Consider the following 23,967-nt stretch of genomic DNA (forward strand, 5'->3'; position numbering starts at 1 on the left):
GAGGCACGATTTTTACAAAAATCGTTCTACCTCACACGCGCATCGGCATCACGACATAGACCGCGCTTGTGTCATTGCCCTCGCGCATCAGCGTCGGGTCTCCGGAGGAGTTAAACAAGAACACCGCGTTTTCCCGGTCCACCTGGCTGGCGATCTCCAGCAGGTATTTCGCGTTGAACCCGATCTCCAGCTTCTCGTCGCCATAGGCCACGGCCAGTTCTTCCTCTGCCGCGCCGCTGTCGGGGGCGTTGACGGACAGGATCAGCCGGTCTTCGTCGAGCGACAGTTTCACCGCGCGCGAGCGTTCCGAAGACACCGTTGCCACCCGGTCCACGGCCTTGGCGAACTCACTGGCATCGACCTCCATCCGGCGGGTGTTCCCCATGGGAATCACGCGCGTGTAGTCGGGGAAGGTGCCGTCGATGACCTTAGAGGTCAGAGTGATATCCGGTGTGGCGAAGCGCACCTTGGTTTCAGAGACCGAGACCGCGATTGTCATCTCGTCATCATCCAGCAGCTTGCGCAGCTCGCCCACTGTCTTGCGGGGCACGATCACGCCGGGCATGTTTTCCGCGCCCTGCGGCAGCGGCATGTCCACGCGCGCCAGCCGATGACCGTCGGTCGCCACGCAGCGCAGGGCCGGTCCGTCTTCGCCCTGGGCCACATGCATGTAGACGCCGTTAAGGTAATAGCGCGTCTCCTCGGTCGAGATCGCGAATTTCGACTTGTCGAAAAGCCTGCGCAGATCGGGCGCCTTGGCCGAGAAATTGGCGCTGTATTCCGAGGAGGTCATCACCGGGAAATCTTCGCGCGGCAGGGTCGCCAGCTGGAAGGAGGAGCGGCCCGCATTGACCTCCAGCCGACCAGAGGTGCCATCGTCGGAGAGCTGCACAAGCGCGCCGTCGGGCAGCTTGCGCACGATTTCATGCAGGGTCACGGCGGAAACGGTTGTCGCGCCGGGGCGTTCCACCACGGCGGCGGTCTTGTCCACCACTTCGATATCGAGGTCGGTCGCGCGGAAGCTGGCGGTGTCGCCCTCGGCCTCGATCAGCACATTGGCCAGGATCGGAATGGTGTTGCGGCGTTCCACAACGGACTGGGCCTGCGATACGGCCTTAAGCAATGCCGCGCGTTCGATACTGATTTTCATGTCCCTGGCTCCGACGATATGCGGGGCGGCGAGGGTAGCCTCTCCGCCCGCAAGCACAAGTGTTTTTTCGAGTGTCCCCAATGCCGGGCCAAGGTCAATGGGGCGGGTGGAAAAAACCGGGGAAATGAGGCGAGATGCCGGGTTTCGCCGCCTTACGGCGTCGACCCGGGCGGGGGCGCTGCCCCCGCACCCCCGGAGTATTTTCGCCAAGAAGAAGGAGCGATCAGGCTTCCAGCATCCGCCGCAGCAGTTCCGCGTCCTCGGCAATCTGGCTGTCGACCGAGATCAGTTCTTCGATCTTGCGCACGCCGTGCAGGATCGTGGTGTGATCGCGCCCGCCGAATTTGCGCCCGATCTCGGGCAGGCTACGGGTGGTCAGCTTCTTGCACAGATACATGGCCATCTGCCGGGGCCGCGCGATATTGCGGGCGCGGGATGGGCTCATCAGGTCGGACTGACGCAGGTGGTAATGTTCGCAGGTCTTCTTGATGATCTCGTCCATGGTGACCTTGCGGTCAGACGCGCGCAGGATGTCGGACAGGCATTCTTGCGTCAGGTCCATGGTGATCTCGCAGCCGATCAGGTCGGCAAAGGCGAAGAGCCGTGTCAGCGCGCCCTCCAGAACCCGGACATTGGAGGAAATGCGATGCGCGATAAACTCCAACACGCCGGACGCGATCTTGAGATCGGGGGTACGTTCGCGCTGCGCCTCGACCTTCTGCTGCAGGATGCCGAGCCGCAATTCGTAGTCCGTGGGGTGCAGGTCGACGACAAGGCCGCATTGCAGGCGAGAAGCGATGCGATTGTCCAGCTCTTCCATATCCACGGGCGCGCGGTCGCCGGAAATGATGATCTGTTTGCCCAGTTCCACCAGTGCGTTGAAGGTGTGGAAGAATTCCTCCTGCGTGGAGTTCTTGCCCGCGATGAACTGCACGTCATCGACCATCAGTACGTCGATCGAGCGGAAGACCTCCTTGAAGGACAGCGTGTCCTGGTCGCGCAGCGCGCGGATGAAGCGGTACATGAACTGTTCCGCAGACAGGTAGATGACCTTGAGATCGGGCTTGTTGTTGCGCAGTTCCCACGCGATGGCGTGCATCAGGTGGGTCTTGCCGAGACCGACCCCGCCATAAAGAAACAGCGGATTGAACGAGACCGGGCCGCCCTCTGCCACGCGGCGCGCGGCGGCATGGGCCAATTCATTGGGCTTGCCGACGACGAAATCGGCGAATGTGAAGTTGGCGTTCAGGGTCGATTCCGGCAGCTCCTGCGCAGGGGTGGTGGCAGGCGCGGAACGCGTGCCATTCGCGGCGGGCTTGGGTGCCGTCTTGGCCACGGGCTCGACCTGGGTCGCGCCATTGGCCCTGCCTTGCGCATCGACGGAAAACTCGATCCGGTCCACCTCGGCCCCGGCAGACATCATGTGCCGCAGGATCACGTCGCCGAAATGCTGGGACACCCAGGTGCCGATGAAACTGGTGGGCACGACGAGCTGTGCAGTGCGGCCTTCGATCCCTTCAAAGGTTATCGGATCAATCCAGGCCGAAAAATTGTTCTTTCCAACCGATTTCAGCAGTTCGCCCCGAACGTGCCCCCATTCGTCTTGTGTCATCCTGTTCCCGTCATTCTTCTGACACGGTCCTTTGCGGACCTGTGCGGGCGATCCGTTTGCCGCCCTAACCCTTTGCCTTCACGGTCCCCGCAGTCCGTGTCACCCTGCGCATGACTGATGCGGAACCCGCACCTTGCCCCGCCATGCGCAAGAAAGGGAAACGACCGAACCCGGCCGATCAGATACCCCGATCCTGACAAACACGCACTGTCACCCGGCTCTGACGGCCGTGTGGTGATTCGTGCGAATATTCCCAGGTTGGAGGTCTCCGGACATGCGCTTAGGCGTCGGTTTGGTCCCGACTGGCCACAGACGCACCCTGAAAATCATGATACAGTGCCAACTGAACCAGATCTTCAGGCCTCAGGCGCGGCGATAGGGTAAATCCGTCCCCAAGAGAGTTTCCCCTCAGCACTATCCGCGCCCGATGTCCCCCCAGACTATGTGAATCGCTGAAACCTAAGCTAGCGGGACTCACGCGATCCTTTCAACGAAACTTCGCGCTTGACTCTGAGCTATCTGGAAACGAATCCGCCGGGCCCATTCTAAGGGTGCCGAGAACAAGGAAATTTCGCCAAACAAAAAAGGCGCCCCCAATGGGACGCCTTGTTTTCAAGGTGTTGCAGCCTTGCCTCAGGCGCCGAGCGCTTTCACGCGGGCCGACAGGCGAGACATCTTGCGGGCAACGGTGTTCTTGTGCAGGACGCCTTTGGTGACGCCGCGCATCAGCTCGGGCTGAGCTTCGCGCAGGGCAGCGGCAGCGGCGGTCTGATCGCCGGAGGCGATGGCTTCTTCCACTTTGCGCAGGTAGGTGCGGATGCGCGAACGGCGGGCTTTGTTGACGGCGTAGCGGCGCTCGTTCTGGCGGGCGCGTTTCTTGGCTTGGGGCGAATTTGCCATGTGTCGGGTCCCTTCGTGGGTTCGATTGAAATTTCAAATGCGCATCAAGCCCACGACCCGGGTTCCGTAACCGGCTCTCTGGCCAAAGCGGGCCTCACACGCATGTCTGGCGGCGCTATTAGGCCAAACCTGTCGGAAAGGGAAGACCTAAAGCGGTCAAGCCCGCTAGGGTGGCACAAGTTAACCAGCCGAGGGGATACCGTGCAGCATCTTTCCAATCCGTTCCGTGGCCAGGGCCTGACAAATCTCTCCGGTGCCCCGGCGCCGTCCACCGATGCAGAGGCGGTGGCAAAACTGTTGGCCCAATGCCCGGCCCATGCAACCACGCCGCTTACGTCTGCCCCGGCTCTGGCGGCGCGGGCCGGGGTCGGCGCGCTTTGGGTCAAGGATGAACGGGGCCGGATGGGGCTTGGCAGTTTCAAGGCGCTTGGCGCGGCCTATGTCATTGCCTGCGATGCGGTTGCAACGGGGGCAGAGGATCTGTCGACCGCATTGGCAGGCCGCACCTACATCACCGCAAGCGCGGGCAATCACGGCATGTCCGTGGCCGCAGGGGCGCGGATCTTCGGGGCGCGGGCGATTGTTCATATCGCCGACACCGTACCGGAAAGCTTTGCCGAACGGCTGCGCGACAAGGGGGCCGAGGTGGTTCGCGCCGGTGCGGAATATGAGGCGTCCATGGCACTGGCGGCCGAATCGGCTGAAACGAACGGCCACATCCTGCTGTCGGACAGTTCCTGGCCCGGCTACATGGACCGCCCGCACCGGCTGATGGAGGGCTATCTGCAGATGGCTGCCGAGGCGCTGGATGACTGCCCCGAGCCGCCCACCCATGTCTTCCTTCAAGCGGGCGTTGGCGGACTTGCGGGCGCGGTCGCGGCCTTGGTGCGCAAGCGTTTGGGCGACGCCCCGCGTATCGTGGTAGTGGAACCGGACGCCGCGCCTGCAATCTTCAATTCGATAAAAGCGGGGGGCTTTGTCACCACGAGCGGGCCGGTCTCGGCCATGGGGCGGCTCGACTGCAAGGAGGCCTCGCTGATCGCGCTGACGGGTCTGTCACGGGATGCCGATGACTTTCTGCTGATCACGGAAGAGGAAGCCGCAGACGCCTTGGGGCCGATGGCCGCGGAAGGGCTGGAAGGCTCCGAATCCGGGGTCGCGGGCGTTGCGGGTGTATTGGCTGCGGACGCGGCGTCGCTTGGCCTTGGCCCGGACTCTCGCGTGCTGTGTTTCCTATCGGAGGGGCCTGCATGACGCGCGGTTTCCCCGAGGCGGAGTTCGCGGCCCGCGTCGCCCGCGCGCAGGCTTTGATGGCCGACCATGGCCTGGCGGCGCTGCTGCTGACGACGGAACCGGAGGTGCGGTATTTCACCGGCTACATCACCCGGTTCTGGGAAAGCCCGACGCGGCCCTGGTTCGTGGTGCTGCCCGCAAGCGGAAAACCCATTGCGGTGATCCCTGCCATCGGCGCGCCCGTGATGGCCCGCACCTGGGTCGAGGACATCCGCACCTGGCGCGCGCCCGATCTGAGCGACGATGGCGTCAGCCTGCTGGCGGACACGCTGCGCGAGGTTGCGGGCGACGGGCCGGTTGGGCTGCCCATGGGGCATGAGACCCATTTGCGGATGCCGCTTGCGGACTACGCGCGGCTTGGGGAATCGGTAAATCTGGTGTCCGACCAAGGGATTATGCGGTCCCTGCGGCTGGTGAAATCCGAAGCGGAGATCGACAAGATCCGCACCGCCTGCGCGGTGGCGGGCCGGGCCTTTGACCGGGTGGGAGAGATCGCTGCGGCGGGCGTGCCGCTGTCGCAGGTATTTCGCCGGTTCCAGATGCTGTGTCTGGAGGAAGGCGCGGATTGGGTGCCTTACCTCGCGGGCGGCGCGGGGCCTTTGGGATATGACGATGTGATCTCGCCTGCCTCTGACACGCCCTTGGCTGTGGGGGATGTGCTGATGCTGGATACCGGGCTGGTCGTGGACGGGTATTTCTGCGACTACGACCGGAATTTCGGGATCGGGGCAGTCGATCCGCGTTGCCTTGACGGGCACCGGAAACTGATCGAAGCCGTTGATCGCGCAATGGAAATCGCACGTCCCGGTGCCACGGCAGCAGATCTGTTTCACGCGATGGACACGGTTCTGACCGGCAGCGCGGGCGGGTCAGAGGCAGGGCGTTATGGCCATGGGTTGGGGATGCAACTGACGGAATGGCCCTCTCTCATTCCCGATGACCACACGGTTCTGCAGCCCGGAATGGTGCTGACGCTGGAGCCGGGGGTGGAGATTGCGGACGGTCAAGTCCTTGTTCACGAAGAGAATATTGTCATCCGAGAGGCAGGGCCGGAGCGGCTTTCCCCCTTCTCGGCCCCAGAGTTGAGGATCCTGTGATGCAGTTCACCTACGACCTTGCCCCGCAACTGGGCACACGCGCGACGATCGGGCTGATCAGCCTGCAATCGGATGAAACGGTGGAACATGACATGCGCCGGATTCTTCCTTTGGATGGAGTGGCTTGCTATGTCACTCGGGTGCCGAGCGGGCAGGAAGTGACCAATGACGCATTGGCCGAGATGGAGGGAAAGCTGACCGGTGCGGCGCGGCTGTTTCCGATGCCTGCGAAATTCGATGTCGTGGGCTATGGCTGCACCTCGGGCACCTCTGTCATCGGTGCCGACGTGGTCGCTGGAATGGTGAAAAAAGGCTGCAAAACCAACGCCGTAACGGACCCGCTTACAGGGCTGATCGCGGCGTGCAGGCATCTTGATGTCAAGCGTCTGGTGGTCCTGTCGCCCTATGTGGCAGCGGTGAATTCTTCGCTGATCACGGCGCTTGCGCGCGCTGAAATCGAGGTGGTGCTGTTGGGCACCTTCAACGAGGAACGCGAGGAATTCGCCGCCCGGATCGCGCCGGATTCCATCGCGGACGCGGCGCAAACCCTTGCAAAACAAGGGGAATTCGATGCGCTCTTCTTGTCCTGCACCAATCTGCGCACGCTGGATGTGATCGACCGGATCGAGGCCGCGACGGGCCTGCCGGTGCTGTCGTCCAATCAGGTCATGGGCTGGCACATGACGCAGCTGGCGGGGGTAGAGCCGCTGGCGCGGTTCGGGCGTCTGATGCGCTGAGAAACGGCGAAAACAGGGGGGGCGCCCCCCGTACACCGGGCGTACACCCCCCGTACACCCCCCGTACATACGATACCGCTATTCGAAGCGGCAGGCGCAGGCCGTCCGGTGAAGGGTGCGGAAGTCGGTGCGGATGCGGGTGAGCTCGGCCTCCAGCCCCTCGTATCGGGCGCGCAGCTGTCGCAGATAGGCCGCGACCTCGACCCACCCAAGGGCCGCACCCATCTGGATGCGGACGGTCTGATAGCTCTGGATCTCGCTGCCGACATTCCAAACGGAGGTGGCGATGCTGACAGGGCCGAGAAGCGACCGGGCCGCCTGCGCCCGTGCGGCGTGGCTGGTGATCGACAGCAAACCATAGAACCCCGCGTTGTAAATCGCGCGGTAGATCGGAACGAAGAGCCGTTCGCCGGGATAAAGCTCTTCGCCGAACCGGTTCGGGTCTTCGGGCATGTCGATATGCCGAAGCAGACCGCCCTGCTCTGCCCCGGATTGCGCAAGCGCCTCGTAGAAGGTGCGCGATTGCTGGTCGCGTTCAAGCGCGGCGGCGTCATAAAGCGCCTCGATCTCGGCGCGGGCTTCGGACACGGCGCGATGAAGCCGGTCCAGCTCTGACAGTTGTACGGTGACGACCGGGATATCCTCGGAGGAAGCGGGGCAGGCGCGGTTGAAGCTGCGCAGCCCCTCCAGCGCCGGGCTGTTGGCGGCGATCATCTGGCCGATCTCCAGCAGGCGGTTGTCGGGGCCACGGTTGGTGGCGGCCTGCCGGGCGATCAACGCGGCCTGTTCCCTTGGGCCAAGGTCTTCGAATTCGGGCGGCGGCGTAGGGGCGGGCCAGCCGTTTTGCAGGATCTCGGCCAGTGATGGCCCGGCCCTTTGCGGCACCGGCGCGCGGTAGGTCAGCCGCCCCGGAAGGTCGGGGCGTGGCGCGACATGGGCCAGCACCGCCAGCCGGTGGGACCAGTTGGCAGGCGGTGTCGGATCCTCGAAGAAACGGGCCAGCCCCTCGGCCAGCGCCGCATTGCAGGACCGGAAGGGCAGCGCGATTGAGGCAGGCGGCAGGTCGATCCGGGTTTCACCGGGGGCGATGGCGGTGCCGGTGACAGAGACTGTGACGTCCCGGTCATAGGGTGCGGGCAGGGTTGCGGGCGCTGTAGCGGGACGCAACGGGATGATCAGGCGGAGCGGTGCCCCGGCAGGTAGGTCTGCGTCGCACTCCATGCGGTCTGCGTTTGGGACGCAGCGGGTGGTGGCCGCCGCGCCGGGAACCGGTTCAAATACCGCGCCGGGGGCGGAGAACTGAAGCGATACGCTCATGCCTTGCGCGCCCGTGGGATTGCCGATTTCCAGCATCACCGACGGCGTGGCGGCAGACTCGGGCCAGGACCATGCCAGCGGCAGGGACAGGTCCGGCGGATGGTGCAGGGTCAGCGCCACGGTGGCCTGCAAGCCGGGCAGGCGAAAGGGTTCTGGCCGATCCTCGACCATGATCTGCACAAGGTATCCCGCGGGATCGAGCCCCGAGGCATCCACCGCCTGCTGCGTCGGTTGGTGAAGCTCGAACGGGAACGGGAAAAGCGGCGCCCCCTGCCAGTTCGCCTCTGCCTGAAGATGGGCCAGGATCTCGGTCGCTTCGCGGATGCGGGCGACCATCGGGCGTTGGGTCTGATCGTAGTCAGCATAGGCCGGACCGGGAAGGCTGTCGCGGGAGGCGTAGAGCAAGGCATTTGCCTCGATCATCTCGCGCCAGGCGGCAAGATAGGCATCGGCGGTGGCCGGATCGGGAAAGGCGGCGCGGAAGCTTTCCAGGTGGTCGAGCGCCTGCGAGAGACCGTCGAGCTGGTAGAGCAACCTGTCGGTCTGGGCGCCGCTCGGTGGGATTTCATCCGCAGCGGTCGGGGCGGCAAGCCAGAGGATCAGAAAAAGCGCGCGCCACAGCATAGGGTGGGTCCGCCGGTCATCAGCATCAACGAGAGCATATCATAGCCAGCGGAGATCATCAAAACCCGGCATCGCGTGGCCACCCGATTCCGGGCCGGATGTCAGCGGGCGCGGGCCTGCGCGAAGGACAGCAGGCGGCGGCTTTGTTCATCCCAAAGATGCAGCCGCGCATTGGCCAGGCTTTCACGGATCGTCATCCGGTTGCGGCCCGCCAGTTCGGCATGATCGCGCAGCACCTCGGGCAGCCGGTAGAACGGGATGCGGCTATAGAGGTGATGAACGTGGTGAATGCCGATATTGGCGCTGAGCCATTGCAGCGGCGCGGGCATCACGTAATGCGAGCTGCCATTCAGCGCGGCGTCATGCACCTGCCAGTTTTCCTCGGCATCCCATTGGGTGGTTTCGAACTGGTGCTGAACATAGAACAGCCACATACCCGCAGTTGCCGCCAGCAAAGTCGAGGGCAGGAAGATCAGCAGGATGGGCATCACCCCGCCGAAATAGAGCATCAGCCCCAGACCGATCAGAATCGCCGCGTTGGTGCCCATGGCGCTGATCCAGTATCTGGCGCTGGCCATCAGCCCGAGCGGCAGGCGGTTTTGCAGGAAGAACAGGTATCCCGGCCCAAGGCCGAACAGCACCACCGGGTTGCGGTAGAGCCGGTACATCAGGCGACCCATGGGCGACAGGGCGCGATATTCCGCAACGGTCAGCGTGTGGACATCGCCGATGCCGCGCCGTCCCAGATTGCCGGAATTGCTGTGATGAATCGAATGGGTGCGCCGCCAGACGTCATAGGGCGTCAGCGTCAGCACCCCCAGAACCCGGCCAAGCCAGTCGCTGACCGTGCGATTGTTGAAAAACGCGCCATGGCCGCAATCGTGCTGGATGCAGAAGAGCCGCAGCAGGAAGGCGGCATTGACCGAGGATATGGCAAGGGTCAACCAGTAGCTGACGGATAGCGACCACCAGGCCAGAACCCAGAGCGACAGGAACGGACCGATAGTAATGCCAAGTTCATAACTGCTGCGCAGCGCGTTCGGTTCGCGGTATTGCGCGAGGACCTTGATCCAGTCCCGTGCCGCGCGCGGTTCAGGCTGATGCCCGGTAAGTTCAGTGTGATCGGACATGAGCCTGCATATTTTATTTATGTCTGCGGACCCCATACACGAGGAACAGGGGTTCGCCTATGACACATTACGACCGGGGCGCGAAAATACGTACCGGTCCCCGCTTTCGCGGCGTCGCCCGTTGTTCAGCGGTCGCGGAACTGGGCTTCGCGCTTTTCGAGGAAGGCGGCCATGCCTTCTTTCTGGTCTTCGCTTGCGAACATGGAATGGAACAGGCGGCGTTCGAATCTCAGCCCTTCGGCCAGCGTGGTCTCATAGCTGCGGTTCACCGCCTCTTTCGCGGCCATCGACGAGATCAGCGATTTTTCCGCGATCTTGGCAGCGGCACTCATGGCCTCGTCCATCAGCTTCTTGGCGGGCACCACGCGGCTGACGAGGCCCGACCGCTCGGCCTCTTCGGCATCCATGAAACGGCCGGTCAGGTTCATGTCCATGGCCTTCGACTTGCCGACGAAGCGGGTCAGGCGCTGGCTGCCGCCCATCCCGGCGATGACGCCCAGATTGATCTCGGGCTGGCCGAACTTGGCGGTGTCGGACGCGATGATGAAATCGCAGGCCATGGCCAGTTCACAGCCACCGCCAAGCGCGTAGCCCGACACGGCGGCGATGATCGGCTTGCGGATGCGGATCATCCGGTCGGAGGCATCGGCGAACAGGTCTTCGGTGAAGACCTCGGTAAAGCTCTTGTCGGACATCTCCTTGATGTCTGCCCCGGCGGCGAAGGCTTTTTCCGACCCGGTGATGACCACGCAGCGGACCTTGTCGTTTCCATCGGCGCTTTCCAGCGCATCGCAAAGCTCGGCCAGCAGCTTGGTGTTCAGCGCATTCAGCGCGTCAGGCCGGTTCAGCTTGATAAGGCAGATATGCTCTTCGATCTCGACGATCAGGGTCTCGTAGGCCATTCGGTGCGTCCCGGTATTGTTGTCCCTCGGATGCGCAGGGTTATCAGCCCCGGCGCGCGGTTCAAGCTATCTTTGACAGGTGGGGCAATAGAAGCTGGACCGCCCCGACTGCACGATCCGGCGGATGGTCGCCGAACAGCCAGGGGTGGCGCAGGGGGCGTCCTCGCGGCCATAGACCTGAAAATTATGTTGAAAATAGCCCAGTTCCCCGTCGGTCTGGCGATGATCGCGCAGGGATGAGCCGCCCGCCTCGATCGCCTCGGACAGCACATCGCGGATGATTGGCACCAGGGCCTCGCAACGTTGCGTCGCGATGCGGCCTGCGGCGCGTTTTGGGGAAATGCGGGCGCGAAACAGCACTTCGCAGACGTAGATATTGCCCAGACCGGCCACGATTCGCTGATCCAGAAGGGCGGATTTGATCGGCATTTTGCGGTCTTTGAGACGTGCCGCCAGATAGGGACCATCGAAGGCATTGCCGAAGGGTTCGGGGCCGAGCACGGACAGCAGCGGGTGCGCGTCCTGCGCGGATGTCTCCATCAGGTCCATCGCGCCGAAGCGGCGGGCGTCGTTGAAGGTAATCCGGGCACCATTTTCCATATCCAGCACGACGTGATCGTGTTTTTCCGGCGCGGGGTGGTCGTGGTGGAACTGGCCGGGCATGTCCCGACCTTGCGCGCCAGAGACCAGCATGCGGCCCGACATGCCCAGATGGATCAGCAGCGTTTCGCCCGTGGACAGATCGGCAAGGATGTATTTCGACCGCCGCCGAAGGCGCAGCACGGTCGCCCCGGTCAGCCGCACGCCCATGTCGGGCGGGAAGGGCCAGCGCAGATCGGGGCGGCGGATGTCGGCGAGGGTGATCCTCTGCCCCTCCATCACCGGGGCCAGCCCGCGACGGACTGTCTCGACTTCGGGCAGTTCGGGCATGGCGGGCCTTTCATTGGGGGGCGGCGCATTGTAACGCCACCGACAAGCCCTATAAGAAGGGAGAGTTTCTGGCGAGGGCAAGACCCCCGGAAAGGATGACAGGATGAGCGACGCAGACGGACGCACCACGCATTTCGGGTTTCAGACCGTGGCCGAGGACGAGAAGGCCGGGAAGGTCCATGGGGTCTTTACCAATGTCGCCTCCAAATACGATGTGATGAACGACGTGATGTCGGTCGGCATCCACCGGGTCTGGAAAGACGCGATGATGGATTGGCTGGCGCCGCGCGACAGGGTGAAGCTGCTGGATGTGGCGGGTGGGACCGGGGATATATCCTTCAGGTTCCTGAAACGCGCGCCGGGGGCCCATGCGACGGTTCTGGACATGACGGAATCGATGCTGATCGAGGGGCAGAAGCGGGCGGAAGCCGAGCAGATGGCCGAGAAGCTGGACTGGATCGTTGGCGACGCCATGGCGCTGCCTTTTGAGGACAACAGCTTTGACGTCTACACGATCAGCTTCGGTATCCGGAACGTAACGCGGATTCCCGATGCGCTGTCCGAGGCGTTTCGCGTGCTGAAACCCGGCGGGCGGTTGATGGTGCTGGAGTTCAGCCAGTTGCCCAATGCGGGAATGCAGAAGCTCTACGATCTCTATTCCTTCAACGTGATCCCGAAGATGGGCAAGGTCATTGCGAATGATGCGGACAGCTATCAGTACCTTGTCGAGAGCATCCGCAAATTCCCCGATCAGGAGATGTTCGCCAGCATGATCCGCGAGGCCGGGTTCGACATGGTCAAATATCGCAACCTGTCCATGGGCATCGCGGCGCTGCATTCGGGCTGGAAGATCTGAGATGCGGGGACCGCACAATATCTGGCGTCTGATCCGCACCGGCGCGACCTTTGAACGGACCGGTGCCATGGCCGAGGCGCTGGAGGCGATGGACGCGCCGCGTAGCGTTCGGCTGGGGCTGCGCATTCTGGCCTGGCCGTTCAAATGGCTGGGGCTGAAAGGCGACACCAGCCTGCCGCCGCTGGTCAGGGCGCTGACGGCACTTGGCCCGGCCTATATCAAGTTCGGGCAGATCCTGTCGACGCGCCCCGATGTGGTGGGGCCGGAGCTGGCGACGGAACTCAGGGTTCTTCAGGACAAGCTGCCACCCTTTGACAGCGCCATTGCCAAGCGGACCATCGCGCAGGAGCTGGAGATTTCGGTCGAGGAGCTGTTCAACGAGTTTTCCGAACCCGTTGCGGCGGCCTCGATCGCGCAGGTGCACCGCGCCCGGCTGCGCGATACCGGGCAGGAGGTGGCGGTCAAGGTGCTGCGCCCCGGCATCGAGCGCGCCTTTCGCAAGGATATCGACGCCTTCTACCTGATGGCGAGCTGGATCGAGACCCTGTCGCCTGCCTCGCGCCGCTTGCGGCCTCAGGACGTGATCGAGCATTTCGAAGGCGTGGTGATGCGGGAGTTGGACCTGCGCATCGAAAGCTCCGCCGCCGGGGAATTTGCCGCGCGCACCGAAGGGGACGAGGGCTTTACCGTGCCTGCGGTGAACTGGTTCCTGTGTTCGCGCCGGGTGATGATGCTGGATTGGGCCGAGGGCGTGTCCTTCAGCGATATCGAGGCCATCGACGCGGCGGGCCATGACCGGACGGCGCTGGCCGAACGGGTCTTGCAGATGTTCCTGCGCCACGCGCTGCGCGACGGATTTTTCCACGCCGACATGCATCAGGGAAACCTGAAGGTCGCGCCGAACGGCGATATCGTGGCGCTGGATTTCGGCATCATGGGGCGGCTGGATGAATATACCCGCCGGGTCTACGCGGAGATCCTGATGGGCTTCATCCGCCGCGACTATCGCCGCGTGGCCGAGGTGCATTTCGAGGCCGGTTACGTGCCTGCCGACCGCGATATCGACGAATTCGCACAGGCGCTGCGATCTGTGGGTGAGCCGATTTTCGGCATGGATGCCAGCCGGATCTCCATGGCGCGGCTTCTGTCCTATCTCTTTGAGGTAACAGAACAATTCGGCATGGAGACGCGGACCGAACTGATCCTGTTGCAACGCACCATGGTGGTGGTCGAGGGCGTCGCGCGGTCGCTGGATGAAAACATCAATATCTGGAGCACGGCGCGCCCGGTGGTGGAGCAATACATCACCGAAAACCTTGGCCCCAAGGCGATGCTGCGCGACCTTGTGCGGACAGCACAGGTGCTGTCCCGTTTCGGCCCGCGCCTGCCGCAGATGGCGCAGGATGCGCTGCTGTCCCATGCCAATACGCTGCCGCCGCCGCGCCGGTCGCGGGTGGCGGAACGGCTGGCCTATCTGGTGGGCGGCGTGCTGCTGGCCTTCGCCTCGGTCGCGGTCTGGGAATTCTGGTTCTGAGACCCTCGCGGGTTACGGGATGGACAGGGGGACGGGGCTTTGGGAAGGTTCTGCCAACTTTTCCGCTTGAGCGATCCCCATGGCGCATGACGCGATCCGATCCGAACTGACCGAGCTTTTCATGGCCGGTGTCGCCGCCGCCGACCCGGTGCGGGCCGTGGCGCAGGCCCTGAAGGCACGCCCGGTCGAGGTGCCCGATGGCGGAACGCTGATCCTGTTGGCCGTGGGCAAGGCCGCGAACGGGATGATGCAGGCGGCGCGGACTGCGGTGCCGGAGGGCGTGCCGACGCGCTGCCTGATCGTGACGAATTACGAGAACCACCGGGATATCGCGGGCGTGGCCTGCTACGCAGCCGGGCATCCGGTGCCCGATGGCAACGGCGTGATTGCCGGGCTGGCGGTGGAGAAGCTGCTGCGCGAGACGGGTGCGCGGGACATGGTGCTGGCGCTGATCTCGGGCGGGGGGTCGGCGTTGCTGCCGGGGCCGGTCAAGGGCCTGACGTTGGCGGACAAGGCCGAGATGAACCGGCTGCTTCTGGCCTCTGGCGCCGATATCGAGGAGAGCAATATCGTCCGGCAGGCCCTGTCGCGCTTCAAGGGTGGCGGGCTGTTGCGACTGGCGGCCCCTGCCCCGGTGCGCAGCCTGATCCTGTCGGATGTGGTGGGCGATGATCTGCGGGTGATTGCCAGTGGTCCGACGGTGGGGCCGATTGCCGATCTGGCCACCGCCCGCGCGGTGACCCGGCGGCTCGGCATCTGGGATCAGATGCCCGAGACCGCCCGCGCCGCCCTGCGGCGCGTGGAACCGGCAGCGACGCTGCCGGCCACCGATGCGGAGCTTGTCGGATCGAACAGGATCAGCGTCGCGGCGATGGCCGCCACGGCGGGGCGGCCCGTGCGGATCGTCGACGATCCGCTGACCGGGCCGGTGACCAAAGCGTCCGCCCGCGTGCTGGACCTTGCCGCAGACGCCGCGTCGGGTGCCACGCTGCTGTTCGGGGGGGAAACCACGGTCGTCTTGCAGGGCGACGGGCGCGGCGGGCGCAATCAGGAACTCGCGCTGCGGGTGGCGCTGCTGGCCGAGGAACGGGGCCTGACGGGCGATTGGCTGTTCCTGTCGGGCGGAACGGACGGGCGAGACGGGCCGACCGATGCGGCGGGGGCCATCGTGGATCAGGGCAGTCTTGGCCGGATGCGCGCGGCGGGGGCCGACCCGAGGGCGCTGCTGGCCAACAGCGACAGCTACGCGGCGCTGGCGGCGTCAGGCGATCTGTTGATGACCGGGGCAACGGGGACCAACGTGGCAGACCTTCAGATCTTCCTGACGCTTTGAACCTTTGCCTTGGCCGAGCCGACAAAAAAGAGTCGGCGGATCGGAAATTTCCGGTCATACTATGCCGCATTAGGTTTGTGATTTTGGGAGACTGGACGTGGTGCGCCCCCGCGGGTTTCTGGCTCATAGTCTGCTGGTTGTTCTGATGGCTCTGATCGGGCTGGCCCTGCCCGGACAGCTCAGGGCGGAACGGGTTGCGCTGATCATTGGCAATTCCCAGTACTCCTCCAGCCCGCTCATCAACCCCGTCAACGACGCCACCGACATGGCCGAGCGCCTGACCGAGATCGGCTTTCGCGTGCATGGCGACGGGCCGATGCTGGACCAGGATCTGCATGGGATGCAGGTGGCGATCCGCGATTTCACCCGCAGTCTGAACCCCGGCGATCTGGCGGTGTTCTACTTCGCGGGGCATGGGGTGGAATACAAGGGCACCAATTACCTGATCCCCACCGACGACGAAGAGATCGCCTTCGCCGAGGATGTGCCGGACTGGGCCTATCCCGCGCCGCGCCTGTTGGAACGGCTGGCCGCAACCGGGGCCACGGGGGTGATCATTCTCGACGCCTGCCGCAACAACCCGCTGCCCGAACGCGGCGGCGGGCGTGATCTGGGGATTGGTCTGTCGGCGATGGATACGCCTGCGGGCGCGTCCGCCTTCATCCTTTATGCCGCCGCGCCCGGCCAGACCTCCTCCGATGGGGAGGGGCGCAACGGGCTCTTTACCGGGGCGCTGTTGCAGGCGCTGGAACGGCCCACGCGGCGGATCGACGACATCATGTACGAGGTGTCCTTTGCGGTGCGCAACGCCACGCAGGGCCGTCAGGTGCCGTGGCTGGAATTTGCCTTCGCGGGAGAGATTCCGCCGCAATTCCAGGTCGGAGACGGGCGCGCCGACACAAACGAGGTGCCCGTGCAGGTGGAAGAGGCCGGTCTGCCAAGTGCCGGTAAGCCCGGCCGGGGAATAGAGGACGAGGGCGACCCGCTTTATGGGGCGATAGACCTGGCCGCCGGTCCGCCGGAGACCGCCATGGCGCTGGATATGCTGGCAGGCGGGTACGAGGATGCCTCGCAGCTTGGGGGCAATTGCTATGGCTTCGTGGCCAGCAGCCCGGATTTCCAGCTCGACTGGCAGGAGGCGATTGGCCCGCTCAGGATAACGACGCTCAGCGATGAGGACACGGTGCTGGTGATGCGCCGCCCCGATGGCACATGGCAGTGCCGGGGCACATCCTCGGATGGATCGGCGCCGGTGCTGGCCCTGTCAGACCTGAGCGCGGGCAGTTACCGCATCTGGGTCGGCACGGAACGCGAACTGCCGATTGCGCCGGATGCCGAACTGATCGTCGAAGCGCTGGTGCCGGAGCCGGTGGCCGTCGCGCCGGTCGTTCAGGATGACGCAGGTGCGGGCGTCGGGTTCATCGTCACCTCGCCCTCGGAAACGCCGCCTGCCGTTGCATTGAACCCCGAGGCAACGATCGAGCGGGCAATAGACTAGGTCATTTCGCGGCCCGCATTGGACCACGGGCCGGACAAACAGGGTAAGAAAGGATGAGCCATATGAGATCTCTGACCCTTGGTGCCGCCCTTCTGACGGCCGGTTTCTTCGCAGCCCCCGATGCCGCCGAGGCGCAGGAGTTTTGCTCGGGCGACCGGGTGATGGGCGGCTGTGCCGTGTCGATCAGCGATTTCCCATGGATGGTGTCGCTGAACCAGGCCAATGCGCGCAGCCGGTTCGACGGGCATTTCTGCGGCGGTACCGTGATTGCGGACAGGTGGGTGCTGACCGCGGCGCATTGCGTCGATACCGTCGCCCCCAACAATCCGAGCGGGCTGGAGATCTACGCCAATACCTCCAGCCTGCAGGGCGGGGGCACGGCCTTCGACGTGTCTCGTGTCTATCTGCATTCCGGGTATCAGGGGGTTGGCGTCAACGATATTGCCCTGCTGGAGCTTGCCCGCCCCACGGGCATCACCCCGGTGCGCCTGTCGGATGCGGCGCTGGCCCCGGTGGTGGAACAGATTGGCGATCAGACCGTGATCATCGGCTGGGGCCTGACGCCGCCACCGCATATCTCGCGCGGCCGCGGACCCCTGACCCAAGCGGAGCGCGCAACCTCTTCTCCGCCGTCGATGTGGGACACGTCGCAGGTGCTGCTCGGCGCGGCGGTGCCGATTGTGCATAACCAACTGTGTTCGTCGAACGCGGGTGCAGGTGTTATCTGCGCCGGGTTCCAGGAGGCCGTGGCCGATGCCTGCCGGGGCGATAGCGGCGGGCCGCTGCTGGCCGCTGACACGCAGGGATATGTGCAGGTCGGGCTGGTGTCGGGCGGCAATTATTGCCACCAGGATGGCGACCATTACGGCACCTATACCCGTGTGTCAGCCTATCAGGACTGGATCGCGGCGACCATGGCGGGCGAAACCCCGCAGGTCGATCTGCGCCCGAGCGAGCCTAACTACAACCTGCCGCCGACCTTCGGCAATGTAACCCTGTCGAGCGGCTTCTCGCCTGATCCCTACCTTCAGCATCTGCTGGCTGGCGGGTTGCTGGAAGCCTCCAGCGCCGGGCAGGGCTGTGCCGGTCACGTGGCCGAGGCCCCGGATTTCCAGGTCTATTACCAGGGCGTCGGCGCGCCCTTGTCCTTCACGGTCGAATCACAGAGCGACACAAGCCTGCTGATCAACGGACCGGACGGGCAGTGGTATTGCGACGACAATGGCGCAGGCGGGATCAACCCGAGCCTTGTCTGGGGCGCCCCGCCGCAGGGCCGATACGACATCTATGTCGGCACGATCCAGACAAATGACGAGGTGGGCTACCCCGAGGCGCAGCTGATCATCGGCGGCGGCGGTGGCGCCGGGTCCGGTGGCGGCACGCCCCCCGTGGAAGACGGCAAGTGAGATGAATTCCGGGGCGCGGGCCTGTTGCACGGGCCCGCCCGTCAGAGCGGATCGCGCACCGCCTGGATCAGCGCGGCATTGACCTGCACGCCACCGGGCATCGACAGCCAGATATCGCCATTCACGATCTGCGCCTCCTCGATCCTTGCGTAGCCCTGCGCCGGTTGCGTGTCGATCGGTTCGTCATCGCGGAAATATTCCACGTGGAAGCCATAGACGCCGCTTGGCAGCGGGTCGCCATCGGTGGTCACACCCGCCCAGGCAAAGGCGGTTTCGGTGGCCGGAATGGCCACCCGCTGCAAAGTCTGCCCGTCGGCATCCGTCACCACGAGTTCCATTCGATCGGCCAGCGCGTTGTCGCTGGCATAGAGCGTCAGCGGCTCTCCGTCGAAGGCCATCGGCATCTCGGCGCGGGCGTCCATGCCGATCCAGCCCGTGATCTGGCCCATGCTGGACAGCGCCATGCTGTCTTGAAGGCTGCCAAGCAGTTCATTCGTGCGAACCTGTTGTTCGACGCCCGAGAAGGTGGCCAGCTGCGTGGCGAATTCGGTCGACTCCATCGGGTTCAGCGGATCCTGGTTCTGCATCTGGGTGGTCAGCATCGTCAGGAAGGTCTGGAAGTCGGAATTGATCATGGTGCGATCTTCCGACGCCGCCGATGTGCCGGCGGTCTGGCTGGTCTGGGGTATGCTCGCGACGTCCATGTCTGTCCTCCGTTAAAGGCGAATATCCAGGCCCGATTGCCCCGTCCGCGCAGAGGCGACCGGCGATTGGGACGGGATGTGGGACGGGTGAATCTGCGCGTCGTCTTCGCACGCCCCAGGGGGCGGCGCATCGGGCCTGTGCTGCTGGCCACCCGGATCGCGGCCCGAGAAGCTGAACCCGGCATGATCAAGGCCCTGACGCTGGAGTTCCTGCATCAGGGCGGCGCCGTTGCGGCGCAGCAGATCCAGTGTTTCGGGCAGATCGGCCTGAAGATGAAGGACCATGCCTTCGGCTCCCCGGCTGACAGACACACGAATGGCCCCGAGTTCTGGCGGGTCGAGCGTCAGTTCCAGCGGGGCATCGCGATCGGTCATCATCGGCGCGGCGGCGATCCGTTGCGCAAGCTGCGTCGGCACCGGATCGGGGCGCGGGATGGATGCGGGGTCCGTCGGCCGGATATCCGCATGGGCAGAGGCGGGAATTGGGGCGTCCGGGGTGCTGACCAGATCGGCCAGGATCGGGGCGAAATCCCCCCCGGCGGTCATGTCCGGCATCGCTTGACGCGGCACGGTGGCGGTGACTGCCACCTCAGAAAGGGGCCGGGCGACCTGTGGGACTGACGGTTCCGGCGCTGCCGTCGGGATCGGTTGCCGGGGGGGCACCTCAGTAGGTCGCAGTTGGAGGGAGGGCACCGCAACGGAACGCGCATGAGCGGGCTGTTGCGTCATTGCCGACGCGTCGGCCTTCGGACCTGAGGGCATGGAGGCGGACACAGGTGGCACTAAGGGCTGAGACTGCCGGGAGGATCGGAACGGCGCTGGAATCACGTCCGCGCGGGCCAATTGGAGGGAAGTGTCAGCCATTCGGGTCAGATTGTGCGGCGTGGGCCGTTCGGCTGGCTTGGCTGGTTCCGCGATTTCGGCCCCGACCGCGGGTTCGCCGCGAGATGGGGAAACCACCGCCAGCGGGGCTGGCCAATGAAATCTGCTTGGCGTCTCTTCTTCCTGCTTGGCGAAAGGCGGGGGGGACGATCGGCCAGCCGCCTGACCCATGGCTTCTTGCTGCACCGGGGCGGCGGGGGGGAGAACCCGCCGCGGTGGCAGTTCAATGGGGGGGCGGGAGACAGGCTCTACCCTGGCTTGAGTCTCCCCAATGCCTCGGGGCGCTGGTGTCTGCGTCATTGGCGGCGCTGCATCCCCCGACGGATGACCGTCGCGGGACCGGAGCACCGTGGCAGAATTCGGGAATGATTTGCCCTCACGCGAGGGACTTGCGCTGTCCGGTGAGGCAATCCGATGCGATTGGACCGGGGAGGCCAACGTCGCGGCACTGCGCAGAGGTGATGGAACCTCCGGTTGGTGGATGGCCGTGCTGCGGTCATTTTCTGTACCGGAAGGTGCCGGATTGCCCTGTCGCGGCGTGGCAGCCTGATTGCCTGCGGGACGGGGGGGCGTCGCCGCAGGGATGGCCTTTGCGGTGCTCGGGGCAGATTTCTGAGCTATAATCGGCATACCGTCTCGGGACTTCGGCATAGCCTCTTGGGCGGTATTCGGTGGCGGGGCCGTTGATCCTGCCCGGTGGGACGGCGCAGGCAGCGCCGGGCCAAAACGGCCTTCCGCAATGCTGTTATCCATGCTGCTCGGGCGATGTCCGGCGCCCGCATCTTGCGCCGATTGGGAGATCATTGCGTCCGGCAGGGGCACCGGGGTGTTTTCCCTGCGCGAGATGGGGGGTGCCTGGCCGTTTTCGTTCGGGTCGCGTGCGACGGACCGCGGGACGAGTGGGGCGATTTCAGATCCCAGGCCGCGGACCGGCTCGCGTTGCGCGGGCACTTCCTGCTCCGGGACGGGGGGGATTGCCTGCTTGGTGGTGCGATTGTTGGCGATTTGCCCGGCTGCCGGCGCGAGTGAATGCGCCACTGGTTCCGACATGGGCCGACTCGACGGCAAGGGTGCCTCGCCCGACGTGAAAAGACCGCTGAACGCGGGCGCCGGAATTTCAGGAGACAAGACAGAGGGTGTCATCGGCTCCGTCGGAACCACGACTTGCAGTTGCAGCGACGGCGCGGGTTCCGGGGTGTCGCCGGGTGGTTCGGGCGCAAGCGTGTGGAAGGCAATATGCGAACCCGCCTCTTCAAGACCGGATGAGTCGCCAGACAAGTCATGATCACTCAGCACGACCGGCGCGGATGGAATCGCGCCGTCAGCTGGCGTGGCATCCTCTGACCAGACCACACGCCACGGACCCAGGCCCGGACCGGGCAGCCCGGATACAGGAAGTTCGTTATCCTGCCATTGAAATTCCGCGGCAAACTCCACCCCGGTCAGATCTTCGGACCGCCCTGCGCCACGGGAGGCGGCGGGGGGGGCAAGCGGCTGCGTGATCTGCACTATCGAATGCATGGAACCTTCCAGATTTCTTCCGGGTCGATCCGCAGTTTCCGCGCCAGAGCTTACCAATTCTTTACTCCCGCGCGCGATAGTCGCCCCGAATACGGAGAATTGGAAATGTCTGACCTCACCCTCTCGCCTGTCACCCAAAGCCCCCTGACGCCCCGCCGCGAGGCGGAGCTGCGGGGGGCTGCGCAGGAACTGGAGGCGGCGTTTCTGTCCGAAATGCTGCGCCATGGCGGGCTCGGCACCCCTCGCGACAGTTTCGGTGGCGGACATGGGGAGGATCAGTTCGCCTCGTTCCTGAGGACCGAACAGGCGCGCGCGATGGCGGCAGGTGGGGGAATCGGTTTGGCCGAATCGTTGTTCAATGCGCTGGCCGCGCGTGAGGGACCGGCCCGATGATCTGGCGGTCAGGCGATTCTCTGGCCGCTGCCGACCGGGCGCTGTCCGGGGTGGAGTCGCTCTTGCGCAGTCAGCGATTCTCCGATCTGCCCGCAGCCATGGTTGCGCTGGAACGGGCAATGTACTCACTTCAAGGCGGCGGCATCGACAGATCCGCCGCCGCCCGGCTGACCGATATGCGCCGGCGCGCGGAACAGGTGAGCACGCTTTTGCGCGCGGTCATGGCTGGGATGCGGGATGCGCGCAACAGCCTGTCAGGCCCATCGGGTTTTTCCAGCTATGACGCCCAAGGGCGCAGCGGCCATATCGGGCAGGCGCAGACCCGGTTCGAACGCCGCCGATAGCCTGCCGAATTTCACTAAAAACCAGCGGAAAAACCCCGTGATCTTAGGAGCTTGTTAGAGCTTTCGGGCAATGGTTCCCCTGCACCGTACTGGGTGGCGTGTCGGGCCGCAAAGGCCCGCCGCAGGCGTCAGAAGACGTTTTGGGCTGACCTGCGAAGGCAGGTCTGAAACGGGCGCGGAATCCAGGCGCCGATCTAACTGAGGAAGGACAAGACATGTCCAGCATTCTGACGAACACCAGCGCCATGGTCGCGCTGCAGACCCTGAAATCCGTCAATTCGAACCTGAACAAGACGCAGGAGGAAATCTCGACCGGTAAATCCGTGGCCACGGCCAAGGACAATTCCGCGGTCTGGGCCATTTCCAAGGTGATGGAATCGGACGTGAAAGGGTTCAAAGGCATCTCGGAAAGCCTGTCTTTGGGCGAATCCACCGTCGCCGTGGCGCGCAATGCATCGGAAACCGTGACCGACCTGCTGACCGAGATCAAAGGCAAGATCGTCGCCGCGCAGGAAGAAAACGTCGACCGCGCCAAGATCCAGACCGACATCAGCGCCCTGCGCGACCAGATCACCTCGGTCGTCAGTGCGGCGCAGTTCAATGGGCTGAACCTGGTGCAGGGAACCGATGACGTGAATGTTCTGTCCTCGCTCGATCGGGCGTCGAACGGGACCGTGACGGCCAGCAACATCACCGTTGCGCGGCAGGATCTGACCACAAGCTCCGGGGTTTATGGCAGCGGCGCATCGCTGGCCACCAACATCACCGCAGGGGCGGCATCCATCGACAGCACCGGGGCGGCGAACTCTGTCGCGCTGACCTATGCCAACACGTCGGGCGCCGATTCGCTGGAACTGACGATCAACGGGTCCAGCATCACCGTGGCCTTCGACACCGATGCGGCCACGATGATCGACAATGCCGAGGGCCAGATCAACGCGCTTGGCCTGACCGGAATCACTGCCTCGTCCAACGGGTCGGGTGTGCTAACCCTGACGAACACAAATTCCTTCGACGAATTCACCATCGGCTGGAATTCGGGCGGCACCGACACCATCGCCATGACCAACAACGGCACGGGTGACAGCGCCGTCGCGGCGACCGGGTCTGACAGCACCACGCTGACCTACCGGGCCGAGGAAGTGGCCCTGTCGACCAGTGCCACGGTGAACGAGGGCGACAGCTATCGCATCTCGGTCAATGGCAATGACTATGACTATGTCGCTGGCAAGGGTGAAACCATGGAGGATGTCGCGCGCGGCCTGAAGACGGCTGTGGATGCGGGCGGGGAAACCGGGGTGACCACCCAGGTGACCGGCAATGCCACCGATGGCTGGAAGGTTCTGGTCGACTATGACGGCAGCGATGCCACCGCGGGCGCCACGATGACGCTGGCGGATAATGGCCAGGCAGGCGGTACGGCCTCCGGTGGGCTCTTCGGGCTCGACAATATCGACGTGACCACGGACGCCGGGGCCGATTCCGCGCTCGATAACGTGGAAACGCTGATCCAGAACTCTATTGATGCGGCGGCCAGTTTCGGCTCGGCCCAGGGCCGGATCGAAACCCAGTCGAATTTCATCGACAGCCTGGTGGATTCGCTGAAAGCAGGGATCGGCACGCTGGTCGATGCCAATATGGAAGAGGCCTCGGCCAAGCTGCAGGCGCTTCAGGTGCAGCAGCAGCTGGCGACGCAATCGCTGTCCATCGCCAACCAGGCGCCGCAGTCGATCCTGTCGCTGTTCCGTTAAGACCGGACCGGGCCGGGGGGAACGCCCCGGCCCACCCGTCACCAGACCCCCTG

20 protein-coding genes are annotated in these 23,967 nt (G+C 64.5%); 11 read left to right on the forward strand and 9 right to left on the reverse strand.

Annotated elements, in window-relative coordinates:
* Positions 1 to 31 precede the first annotated feature (31 nt).
* From dnaN to rpsT, 3 genes are all read right to left on the reverse strand, one after another.
* Complete coding sequence (dnaN, locus tag BKY26_RS06000) at positions 32 to 1,150, reverse strand: DNA polymerase III subunit beta (protein ID WP_071689483.1); 1,119 nt, start codon at positions 1,148 to 1,150, stop codon at positions 32 to 34.
* 223 nt (positions 1,151 to 1,373) lie between these two features.
* Positions 1,374 to 2,762, reverse strand: a complete 1,389-nt coding sequence (dnaA, locus tag BKY26_RS06005) for a chromosomal replication initiator protein DnaA (RefSeq protein WP_071689484.1) — start codon at positions 2,760 to 2,762, stop codon at positions 1,374 to 1,376.
* Positions 2,763 to 3,395: 633 nt separating this feature from the next.
* On the reverse strand, positions 3,396 to 3,662 hold the full coding sequence (gene rpsT / locus BKY26_RS06010) for a 30S ribosomal protein S20 (protein ID WP_071689485.1): 267 nt from the start codon (positions 3,660 to 3,662) through the stop codon (positions 3,396 to 3,398).
* Positions 3,663 to 3,863: 201 nt separating this feature from the next.
* Between rpsT and BKY26_RS06015 the strand changes: the two genes are divergently transcribed.
* From BKY26_RS06015 to BKY26_RS06025, 3 genes are read left to right on the forward strand one after another with little or no spacing between them, the layout of a single operon-like run.
* A complete protein-coding gene (locus tag BKY26_RS06015; RefSeq protein WP_071689486.1) occupies positions 3,864 to 4,916 on the forward strand; it encodes a pyridoxal-phosphate dependent enzyme in 1,053 nt (350 codons plus the stop codon).
* Positions 4,913 to 6,052 carry a M24 family metallopeptidase gene (locus BKY26_RS06020; protein WP_071689487.1) on the forward strand — a complete coding sequence of 380 codons (1,140 nt, stop codon included), beginning with the start codon at positions 4,913 to 4,915 and terminating at the stop codon, positions 6,050 to 6,052. Before BKY26_RS06015 ends, BKY26_RS06020 begins: the two co-directional genes overlap by 4 nt.
* Complete coding sequence (locus BKY26_RS06025) at positions 6,052 to 6,789, forward strand: maleate cis-trans isomerase family protein (protein ID WP_071689488.1); 738 nt, start codon at positions 6,052 to 6,054, stop codon at positions 6,787 to 6,789. The genes BKY26_RS06020 and BKY26_RS06025 overlap by 1 nt, the downstream gene beginning before the upstream one ends.
* 78 nt (positions 6,790 to 6,867) lie before the next feature.
* On the opposite strand, the gene BKY26_RS06030 is transcribed toward BKY26_RS06025, so the two are convergent.
* The 4 genes from BKY26_RS06030 to mutM form a co-directional block, all read right to left on the reverse strand.
* A complete protein-coding gene (locus BKY26_RS06030; protein ID WP_071689489.1) occupies positions 6,868 to 8,730 on the reverse strand; it encodes a hypothetical protein in 1,863 nt (620 codons plus the stop codon).
* Between the two features lie 101 nt (positions 8,731 to 8,831).
* Complete coding sequence (locus BKY26_RS06035; protein WP_071689490.1) at positions 8,832 to 9,860, reverse strand: fatty acid desaturase; 1,029 nt, start codon at positions 9,858 to 9,860, stop codon at positions 8,832 to 8,834.
* A 125-nt stretch (positions 9,861 to 9,985) separates the two neighbouring features.
* Entirely contained in the window at positions 9,986 to 10,762 is a 777-nt protein-coding gene (locus BKY26_RS06040; protein WP_071689491.1) for an enoyl-CoA hydratase, read from the reverse strand.
* A 66-nt stretch (positions 10,763 to 10,828) separates the two neighbouring features.
* Positions 10,829 to 11,692 carry a bifunctional DNA-formamidopyrimidine glycosylase/DNA-(apurinic or apyrimidinic site) lyase gene (gene mutM / locus BKY26_RS06045; protein ID WP_071689492.1) on the reverse strand — a complete coding sequence of 288 codons (864 nt, stop codon included), beginning with the start codon at positions 11,690 to 11,692 and terminating at the stop codon, positions 10,829 to 10,831.
* Between the two features lie 103 nt (positions 11,693 to 11,795).
* Here mutM and ubiE point away from each other — a divergent pair, with 103 nt between their 5' ends.
* From ubiE to BKY26_RS06070, 5 genes are all read left to right on the forward strand, one after another.
* Positions 11,796 to 12,548 carry a bifunctional demethylmenaquinone methyltransferase/2-methoxy-6-polyprenyl-1,4-benzoquinol methylase UbiE gene (ubiE, locus tag BKY26_RS06050; RefSeq protein ID WP_071689493.1) on the forward strand — a complete coding sequence of 251 codons (753 nt, stop codon included), beginning with the start codon at positions 11,796 to 11,798 and terminating at the stop codon, positions 12,546 to 12,548.
* A 1-nt stretch (position 12,549) separates the two neighbouring features.
* Positions 12,550 to 14,082: a 2-polyprenylphenol 6-hydroxylase gene (ubiB, locus tag BKY26_RS06055; protein ID WP_071689494.1), complete on the forward strand. Its 1,533-nt coding sequence runs from the start codon at positions 12,550 to 12,552 to the stop codon at positions 14,080 to 14,082.
* A 79-nt stretch (positions 14,083 to 14,161) separates the two neighbouring features.
* Positions 14,162 to 15,415 (forward strand): glycerate kinase type-2 family protein, encoded by a 1,254-nt coding sequence (locus tag BKY26_RS06060; protein ID WP_071689495.1) that lies wholly within the window; start codon positions 14,162 to 14,164, stop codon positions 15,413 to 15,415.
* Positions 15,416 to 15,512: 97 nt separating this feature from the next.
* Complete coding sequence (locus BKY26_RS06065; protein WP_071689496.1) at positions 15,513 to 16,913, forward strand: caspase family protein; 1,401 nt, start codon at positions 15,513 to 15,515, stop codon at positions 16,911 to 16,913.
* A gap of 62 nt (positions 16,914 to 16,975) precedes the next feature.
* Entirely contained in the window at positions 16,976 to 18,319 is a 1,344-nt protein-coding gene (locus tag BKY26_RS06070; protein WP_071689497.1) for a S1 family peptidase, read from the forward strand.
* A 41-nt stretch (positions 18,320 to 18,360) separates the two neighbouring features.
* On the opposite strand, the gene BKY26_RS06075 is transcribed toward BKY26_RS06070, so the two are convergent.
* Both BKY26_RS06075 and BKY26_RS20190 read right to left on the reverse strand, forming a co-directional pair.
* Positions 18,361 to 19,023, reverse strand: a complete 663-nt coding sequence (locus BKY26_RS06075) for a flagellar hook capping FlgD N-terminal domain-containing protein (protein WP_071689498.1) — start codon at positions 19,021 to 19,023, stop codon at positions 18,361 to 18,363.
* A gap of 12 nt (positions 19,024 to 19,035) precedes the next feature.
* Positions 19,036 to 19,611, reverse strand: coding sequence for a flagellar hook-length control protein FliK (locus BKY26_RS20190; protein WP_158514306.1), 576 nt, complete (start codon positions 19,609 to 19,611; stop codon positions 19,036 to 19,038).
* A 1,920-nt stretch (positions 19,612 to 21,531) separates the two neighbouring features.
* Here BKY26_RS20190 and BKY26_RS06085 point away from each other — a divergent pair.
* The 3 genes from BKY26_RS06085 to BKY26_RS06095 all read left to right on the forward strand — a co-directional run bounded on the left by BKY26_RS06085 (position 21,532) and on the right by BKY26_RS06095 (position 23,914).
* Positions 21,532 to 21,819: a rod-binding protein gene (locus tag BKY26_RS06085; RefSeq protein WP_071689500.1), complete on the forward strand. Its 288-nt coding sequence runs from the start codon at positions 21,532 to 21,534 to the stop codon at positions 21,817 to 21,819.
* Positions 21,816 to 22,163 (forward strand): hypothetical protein, encoded by a 348-nt coding sequence (locus BKY26_RS06090; protein ID WP_071689501.1) that lies wholly within the window; start codon positions 21,816 to 21,818, stop codon positions 22,161 to 22,163. The genes BKY26_RS06085 and BKY26_RS06090 overlap by 4 nt, the downstream gene beginning before the upstream one ends.
* Positions 22,164 to 22,378: 215 nt before the next feature.
* A complete protein-coding gene (locus BKY26_RS06095; RefSeq protein WP_071689502.1) occupies positions 22,379 to 23,914 on the forward strand; it encodes a flagellin N-terminal helical domain-containing protein in 1,536 nt (511 codons plus the stop codon).
* Positions 23,915 to 23,967 lie beyond the last annotated feature (53 nt).

The sequence above is a fragment of the Nioella sediminis genome (assembly GCF_001879695.1).
GTDB classification, from domain to species: Bacteria; Pseudomonadota; Alphaproteobacteria; order Rhodobacterales; family Rhodobacteraceae; genus Nioella; species Nioella sediminis.